Origin of the sequence: Bernardetia sp. (assembly GCF_020630935.1) — a bacterium.
In the GTDB taxonomy this organism is placed as follows: Bacteria; Bacteroidota; Bacteroidia; order Cytophagales; family Bernardetiaceae; genus Bernardetia.
The window spans coordinates 73,375-75,266 of the sequence record NZ_JAHDIG010000014.1 but is presented as its reverse complement, the minus strand read 5'-3'; the positions used below and the strand labels follow the sequence as shown (position 1 = coordinate 75,266).

1 protein-coding gene is annotated in these 1,892 nt (G+C 34.6%); it reads right to left on the bottom strand.

Features of this window, described 5'->3' with window-relative positions:
• The coding region (locus QZ659_RS06060; protein WP_291723444.1) for an Ig-like domain-containing protein at positions 1-1,892 on the bottom strand (1,892 nt) is incomplete at both ends.

The following is a 1,892-nucleotide window of genomic DNA, read 5'->3' as shown; positions in this document are numbered from 1 at the left end:
CTATGTCTAAAGTTGTCGAAGTTGGATTGTTGCCTGCCATAAAATTTGTGGCTGCACCTGTGGGGGAAGAGCAGCTTACTGGGCTTCCAACTACAACTTTATCAAAGTATAAAAATAAATTTCCTCCATCATTATTAGTAATCTCAATACGATCTACATTTTGAAATATAGAGGCTGTTAATGTGGAAGTATTGAAATTTTCAATAAAATCTCCACCAACCACTACTACTTGTGAACCTGTAGAAACTGTATTTCTAAAACCCTCTATTTTTATATTATATCCTCCCCCAGCATATTCGGTCAGTTCTACTCCACGAAAATAGAATTCATTTCCACTTGATTCTTCTATAACTATCATATCAGAACCACTACCTGCAAGATTTACTACTCCACCATTGAGAGGATTGTCAAAATAACCTAAATCATTACCAGTAGCTACTCCACTTGAATTAGCTTCATACATTTGTATATCAGCGTCAGAAATATTTGGAGTTCCGTATAAACCATCAGAAATAGTAGCACCTAGATTAGTATTATTAGGCTGATCAAAATCTAATATTGGATTAGAAGATAGCAAAACACTTGGTGGAGGTGTACCAAGACCAGCTAAGAAAATATCTTGAACATTATCACCAGAAGCATAACTAAAGATGGTCGTTGGATTAGTACCATCTGTATTAAAGCGAGTCAGAACATCACCATTAGTATTGAGTAAATACATATGATTATTTGCAACATCTAGTTCAATCTGTTTGTATAATGAGCTTCCACTTGCTGTATAAGTAAATAATGAAGTTCTTGCTCCTCCAAGTAAGTTAGTAGTAAAAGCTTCCCCACCACTAGTTCTGTCTATATGATAAATGAGACTATTAGTCAAGTCAAGAGCAAAGGCATCTTGTTGGGTTGTATAAGAGGTAATAGACTGTGGATTAGTACCATCTGTATCAAATCGTACCAACTCATCTCCTGGACTGTTAAGTAAATACATATGATTGTTAGCAACATCCAACTCTATTTTTAAGTATGCTAAAACATTTGAGACTGCTGTATATGCAATGATTGTATTTTTAGAACCACCATTCAAATCAGTAGTGAATACTTCACTTGGACCTGTTTGTGTTTCTGTATGATAAATAAGGTTGTTAGTTAAATCAAGTGCAATATCTTGGGGAGTAAATGAGTATGTATAAATGAGCGTATTATTTGTACCATCTAAATTATACCTACGTAATTCATCTGCATTTCTATCTAAGATATAAATGTGTCCGTTAGTTTCATCAACCTCTATATCTGCAGCAAACGAAGAGGAAGAACCTGTGTATGTTACAATACTTGTTTCATTTCCTCCTAATAAATCTGTCGTAAATGCACCTCTACTTATAGGCTCAAGATGAAAAATAGTTGGTGTAGAGATAGAACTTGAAACAGGAATTGCTTGAAAATTCAGAGTTGTAGGCTGATTTCTCAAAGAAACTGTAATTTCATTATCTGTATCAATCACAGCACCTGCATTTATATGAACATATAAATCTATCCCAGTAGGTAGGTTACTAGCAGGATTAATGGTAAGTTGAGTTCCTCCTGATAATGTAGTAGAAGCAATATTAATAGTTTCAATAGCAACATTATCACTTACCCTCCTAATTTCTATATTACCAGTACCTAAAGTTACGGTTTCATTAAAATTAAGAACTAAATCTGCATTTTCTGGAAAGTCAGTTGCTCCGTCGGCAGGCGTGCTTGAAGATAAATCTGGAGGAGAATTAGTATTTTGAAATATGGCAGCATCATCATCTCCTCCTTTTAAAGGGTCAATAATATCATCATCCCAATCTCTGTCATAATCTACTACTATAAAATCATAAGGCTCTGCAAAAGGAGTACCACCACTT